6 protein-coding genes are annotated in these 6,013 nt (G+C 72.5%); 3 read left to right on the top strand and 3 right to left on the bottom strand.

The genetic code is table 11. The features are described 5' to 3' along the window. Positions 1 to 1,883, bottom strand: a 1,883-nt coding sequence (locus ACTOQ1_RS27445) for a phosphoketolase family protein (protein ID WP_440070885.1), incomplete at its 3' end; no start/stop codon positions are given. 162 nt (positions 1,884 to 2,045) lie between these two features. Between ACTOQ1_RS27445 and ACTOQ1_RS27440 the strand changes: the two genes are divergently transcribed. Genes ACTOQ1_RS27440 through ACTOQ1_RS27430 form a run of 3 tightly spaced genes read left to right on the top strand, consistent with a single transcriptional unit; the run spans position 2,046 to position 5,271 of the window. Next, positions 2,046 to 2,888 (top strand): fumarylacetoacetate hydrolase family protein, encoded by an 843-nt coding sequence (locus ACTOQ1_RS27440; protein ID WP_440070884.1) that lies wholly within the window; start codon positions 2,046 to 2,048, stop codon positions 2,886 to 2,888. Positions 2,889 to 2,891: 3 nt separating this feature from the next. Next, positions 2,892 to 4,055 carry a DUF3500 domain-containing protein gene (locus ACTOQ1_RS27435; protein WP_440070883.1) on the top strand — a complete coding sequence of 388 codons (1,164 nt, stop codon included), beginning with the start codon at positions 2,892 to 2,894 and terminating at the stop codon, positions 4,053 to 4,055. 28 nt (positions 4,056 to 4,083) lie between these two features. After that, positions 4,084 to 5,271, top strand: coding sequence for an FAD-dependent monooxygenase (locus ACTOQ1_RS27430; RefSeq protein WP_440070882.1), 1,188 nt, complete (start codon positions 4,084 to 4,086; stop codon positions 5,269 to 5,271). On the opposite strand, the gene ACTOQ1_RS27425 is transcribed toward ACTOQ1_RS27430, so the two are convergent. Then, a complete protein-coding gene (locus tag ACTOQ1_RS27425) occupies positions 5,235 to 5,483 on the bottom strand; it encodes a DUF5999 family protein (protein ID WP_440070881.1) in 249 nt (82 codons plus the stop codon). The two genes, ACTOQ1_RS27430 and ACTOQ1_RS27425, sit on opposite strands and share 37 nt — an antisense overlap. A gap of 194 nt (positions 5,484 to 5,677) precedes the next feature. Continuing rightward, entirely contained in the window at positions 5,678 to 6,013 is a 336-nt protein-coding gene (locus ACTOQ1_RS27420) for an ArsR/SmtB family transcription factor (protein WP_440070880.1), read from the bottom strand.

Raw genomic sequence — 6,013 nt, 5'->3', positions numbered from 1 at the left:
ACCTTCAACGAGGGCAGGTGCTCGCGGAGCAGCGCGGCCGCCGCCAGCGTCTCCAGGGTGGGCACGTCCCCGGCGCACGCCAGCACCACGTCCGGCTCGGTCCCGGCGTCGGTGCTGGCCCACTCCAGCACGCCCAGCCCCCGCGTGCAGTGCGCGATCGCCTCGTCCATCGGCAGCAGGTCCAGCACCGGCTGCTTGCCGGCCACGATGACGTTGACGTAGTCGCGGGAGCGCAGGCAGTGGTCGGCCGTCGACAGCAGCGTGTTGGCGTCCGGCGGCAGGTAGACGCGCACCACGGAGGCCTTCTTGTTCATCACCACGTCCAGGAAGCCGGGATCCTGGTGGGAGAACCCGTTGTGGTCCTGGCGCCACACGTGCGAGGACAGCAGATAGTTCAGCGAGGCGACCGGCCTGCGCCAGGGGATCTTCCGGGAGGACTCCAGCCACTTGGCGTGCTGGTTGAACATCGCGTCGATGATGTGGATGAACGCCTCGTAGCAGTTGAACAGGCCGTGGCGGCCGGTCAGCAGGTAGCCCTCCAGCCAGCCCTGGCACAGGTGCTCGCTGAGCACCTCCATGACGCGGCCGCCCGGCGCGAGGTGGTCGTCGTCGTCCTGCAGGACGGCGTTCCAGGCCCGGTCGGTGACCTCGAAGACCGCCTGCAGCCGGTTGGAGGCGGTCTCGTCGGGGCCCATCAGCCGGAAGGTGTCGGGGTTGGCGGCGATGACGTCGCGCAGGAAGGCGCCCAGCACCCTGGTGGGCTCGGTCGTGGCGGTGGCGGGCGACTTGACCTCGACCGCGTACTCGCGGAAGTCGCCCAGCGCCAGCGGCCGCAGCAGCTCGCCGCCGTTGGCGTGCGGGTTGGCGCTCATCCGCAGCGGCCCCTCGGGCACCGTCCCCACGACCTCGGCCACCGGCCGCCCCTCGGCGTCGAACAGCTCCTGCGGCCGGTAGGAGCGCATCCACTCCTCCAGCATCGCCAGGTGCTCGGGGTTGTCGCGCACCCCCGACAGCGGCACCTGATGTGAGCGCCAGGTGCCCTCCACCGGCAGGCCGTCGACCTCGTGCGGCCCGGTCCACCCCTTCGGCGTCCGCAGAATGATCATCGGTGGCCGGCCGCCCTCGGCGATCTGGTCGAACACCGTCTCCAGGGTCTCGGCCATGATCTGGTGCACGGCCTCGGGCTCGTCCCCGGACACCAGGTGCGGGCGGTATCCGTAGCCCTCCATGAGCTTGACCAGCTCGGCCTCGGGGATGCGGGCCAGCACGGTCGGATTGGCGATCTTGTAGCCGTTCAGGTGCAGGATCGGCAGTACGGCGCCGTCGCGGCCCGGCGCGTGGAACTTGTTGCTGTGCCAGCTGGCCGCCAGCGGCCCGGTCTCGGCCTCCCCGTCACCGATGACACACGCCACCACCAGGTCCGGGTTGTCGAACGCGGCCCCGTAGGCGTGGGCCAGGGAGTATCCGAGCTCGCCGCCCTCGTGGATCGAGCCGGGCGTCTCGGGCGCCACGTGGCTGGGGATGCCACCGGGGAAGGAGAACTGCCGGAACAACCGCCGCATCCCCTCGGCGTCCCGGGAGATGTCGGGGTAGCGCTCGGTGTAGGAGCCCTCCAGCCAGGCGTGCGCCACCGCCGCCGGGCCGCCGTGCCCGGGACCGGCGATGTAGATCATGTCCTGGTCGCGTTCGGTGATGATCCGGTTCAGGTGGGCGAAGCAGAGGTTCAGCCCCGGCGTGGTCCCCCAGTGCCCCAGCAGCCGGGGCTTGATGTGCTCCGGTCTCAGCGGCTCGGCCAGCAGCGGGTTGTCCAGCAGGTAGATCTGGCCGACCGACAGGTAGTTGGCCGCGCGCCAGTAGGCGTCGACGTGCGCGAGTGCGTCCATACATCGACAGTTCCTCAACTGAGGCGTTCGAACCCCGTACGGCGAACTCCCCCTACCGCATTGGGGTGGAATGTACGAAGATCTCCGGATGAGTCTAGAGCGACGTACGGGTGCGTTCGAGGCTGCTGTGGTTCCCGTCACCGGGAGCATCGGGAGTGAACGATGAGGTTTGTCGGTTTTCGGGACGGGCGCCAGGTCCGGGTGGGCGTGCTGACCGGTGGAGACCGGGTGGCGCCGCTGGCCGAGGCGGGCGAGTTCTACGAGGACCTGCCCGGCTGGACCGCGAGGGCGCGCGAGCTCACCGGAGAGGAGCTCGCCGGGCGGGAGCTCGCCGGGCTGAGCCTGGCCCCGGCGGTGGCCGGTTCCGCGCGGGTGGTGTGCGTCGGGCTGAACTACCGGGCGCACGCCGCCGAGGGCGGTTTCCCGATCCCGGAGACACCGGCGATCTTCGGGCGGTGGACGGCGTCGCTCGCGGTCGACGGGACGCCGGTCCCGGTGCCGCCGGACGAGGCGGGCCTGGACTGGGAGGTCGAGCTGGTCGCGGTGGTCGGCGCGGAGCTGCGGTGCGTGGACGAGGAGACCGCGCTGGCGGGGGTGTTCGGCTACGCGACCTTCAACGACCTGAGCGCCCGCCGGGCGCAGCGGCTGACCGCGCAGTGGACGCTCGGCAAGAACTCCGACCACAGCGGGCCGATCGGGCCGGTGGTGACCGCCGACGAGGTGGGCGACCCGGCCGGCGGGCTCCGGCTGGTGACCCGGGTCAACGGCGAGGTCGTCCAGGACGGCGACACCAAGGACATGATCTTCCCGGTCGGGCGGGTGCTGGCACACCTGAGCCGGACCATGACGCTGCGCCCCGGCGACCTGGTGGCGACCGGCACCCCCGCCGGGGTGGGGCACGCGCGCACCCCGGCGCGCTTCCTGCGGCCCGGGGACGTGGTCGAGGTGGAGATCGACCGGCTGGGGTCGGTGCGCAACCCGATCGTGGCCTGGCCGGAGAGCTGACCGATGTCGCAAACCTCGCATTTCAGCCACTCCCCTCATGGACGAGGCGCCCACCCCACCGCCGGGCGGATACCGCGCTCGGGTCTTGAGGAGCGTCCCGGGGACTTCAACGTCACCCTGATCACCTTCGCCGCGATGGCGCTGTACGACGCCCTGGACGGCGAGCAGCGGGCCCGCGCGCTGCTGCCCTTCGACGACGCCGACCGCTCGAACTGGAACTTCCTGCCCGCCTCGGGACGCGCCGGGGTGCCACTGCGGGACCTGAGCTTCGACCAGGGCATCCTGGCGCACCGGCTGATCGCCCAGTGCTGCTCGGAGCGGGCGTACGCGCAGGTGGTGCAGGTGATCTCGCTGGAGCACGTGCTGCGCGAGCTGAACCTGGAACGGTTCGGGCACGTGGCCAGGGAGTTCCGCAACCCGGGGATGTACTTCCTGACGTTCTTCGGGCAGCCCAACCCCGACTCGGTGTGGGGATGGCGGCTGGTCGGCCACCACCTGTCGCTGAACTTCACGATCGTCAACCAGGACCACCTGGCCGTGACGCCGTTCCTGCTGGGCTCGGAGCCGGCCCGCTTCGGCCCGTACCGGGTGCTGGGCGAGGAGGAGGACCTGGGGTTCGCGCTGCTGCGCTCCCTGGACGACGGGCGGCGGGCACGGGCGATCATCCACCCGGTCCCCCCGGCGGACTTCGTCACCCGCACGGTGCCGAGGATCGGCGAGGTGGAGCTGCCCGGCCTGCACGGGGTCGGCCGGCGGGACGCGATGATCACCGAGGCCGACCGGCAGGCCCTGCGCTACATCAGGTCGCACCCGCGCGGGATCGCCGCCGCCGACCTGACCTCCCGGCAGCGGCGCGCGTTCGACGAGCTGCTGGAGTGCTACCTCGACCGGGCCAGGCCCGGCCAGGTGGCCGCCGAGATGGACCGCGTCCGCGCCGCCGGCGGCGCGGGCGGGGAGGGCGACCTGCACTTCGCCTGGGCCGGCGCCGACGACTACGGGCTCGGCCACTACTACCGGATCCAGGGCCCGGTCACGTTGATCGAGTTCGACAACACCGAGGACGACGCCGACCACGCCCACAGCGTGTGGCGCGACCCGGCCAACGACTTCGGCGAGGACCTGCTGATGAGACACCTCATCGAGGAGCACCGCGGTACCGCGGGGTGAGACGCCGCCCGAGGAGAGGAACCCCTGAGTGAAGATCGCCATTGTCGGAGGAGGCCTCGGCGGGCTGGCCACCGCGCTGCTGCTGCGGCAGGCCGGCCTCGAGGCCGTCGTGTACGAGCAGGCCGCCGAGCTGCGCGAGGTCGGCGCGGGAATCGTGGTGGGCCCCAACATGGTCCGTCCCCTGGTGCGGGCCGGGCTCGGCGAGCGGCTGGCGTCCTTCGCCGTCCCCCTGGAGACCGCCTGGGAGTTCAGGCGCTGGGAGGACGGCCGGGTGCTGTCCTCCCAGCCGATGGGCGAGGAGTGCCGGCGGCTGTACGGCACCGACTGCTACGTCGCGCACCGGGCCGACCTGCTGGACATGCTGCTGGAGGCCCTGCCCGCCGAAGCGGTCAGGACCGACCGGCGGCTGGAGGTGCTGCGGCAGGAACGCGAGGGGGCCGAGCTGGTCTTCACCGGCACCGGCGGCGTGAAGACGACGGTGGCCGCCGACGTGGTGATCGGCGCGGACGGCATCCACTCGGCCGTCCGGCCCGCGATCGTCGACGAGGAGCCGCCGCGCTTCTCCGGGCTGTGCGCCTACCGGTGCCTGGTCGACGCCGAGCGGGCACCGGAGCTGGCGCTGCGCCGGGTGCAGACGCTCTGGCTGGGTCCCGGCCGCCACTTCGTCCACTACCCCATCAGGGACAGAAAGCTGATCAACATCGTCGCGATCGTGCCCGCCGGCGAGTGGCGCGTCGAGTCGTGGACGGCCGACGGGCGGCTCGAGGACCTGGCGCGCGAGTTCGAGACGTGGGACCCCCGGCTGGGACAACTGATCGCCGCGGCCACCGAGACCAAGCGCTGGGCGCTGTACGATCGCGCCCCCCTGGAGCGCTGGACGTCGGGGCGGGTGGCCCTGCTGGGTGACGCCGCCCACTCGATGCTGCCCTTCTTCGGCCAGGGCGCCGCCCAGGCGGTCGAGGACGCGGTGGTCCTCACCAGCTGCCTGCGCGACGCCACCGGCGACACGGTGGCGAAGGCTCTGGCCCGCTACGAGGAGATCCGCAGGCCCCGGGCCTCGCGGGTGCAGCTGATGAGCCGGGGCCGCGAGGTGCAGAACCACCTGCCCGACGGGCCCGCCCAGCTGGAGCGCGACGCGGCCCTGGCCGGCAGCGACCCGCTCCGGCAGAGCGCCTGGCTCTACGGCCACGACCCCGAGACCGCCATCGCGGGCTGAGCGGCGGGCTGGACGGCGGGCCGGGAGGACGCGACGGGCGGGCGGTGCGGCGGGACGGCCCGGCCGTCGGGCAGCAGCTCGCCGGTGTCCTCGAAGAGCACCACCCCGTTGCAGAGCAGGCTCCAGCCCTGCTCGGGGTGGGAGGCGATCGGTCTCGCGGCCTCCCGGCCGGGGGCGTAGGCCGGGGGACATGGGGTTTCGTGCCGGCACATGGCGTACCTCACTGGTCTGCGCTGGTCCGCGCTGGTCTGCCTCGTGACGGCGGTCCGCCGCCGTCTTCTCGCAGGATGCGCCCGCGGGAACGTCCTGTCCCGGTACAAATCCGCACAGGGGCCCGTGTCCGGGAAGCGCGCGTCCCGCCGGGCCTCACCCGGTCTCGCGCACCCCTCCCAGGAACGCGAAACCGCTAGCCGCGAGCCTCGGCGCGCAGCTCGGCGAGCAGCTCACCCTGCTCGGCGAGCACCCCGGCCAGGATCGACCGCGCCACGGCCATCAGCTCGGCCAGGTCCTGGGTGGACAGGGCGTAGACGACGGTGGCGCCGTCCCGGGTGGCGGTCACGACTCCCGCGCGGCGCAGCACGGCGAGCTGCTGGGAGAGGTTGGAGGCCTCGACGTCGATGGCGCTCAGGAGATCCCGCACCGGCAGGGGGCCGTCCCGCAGCAGCTCCAGCACCTGGACGCGGACCGGATGGCCGATGGTGCGGAAGAGTTCGGCCTTGGCCTGGTGCAGCGGCACCGGCAT

Origin of the sequence: Streptosporangium sp. OZ121, from assembly GCF_051918885.1 — a bacterium.
GTDB lineage: Bacteria > Actinomycetota > Actinomycetes > Streptosporangiales > Streptosporangiaceae > Streptosporangium.
The sequence above is the reverse complement of the archived record's forward strand: the minus strand, read 5'-3'. Positions and strand labels throughout refer to the sequence as shown.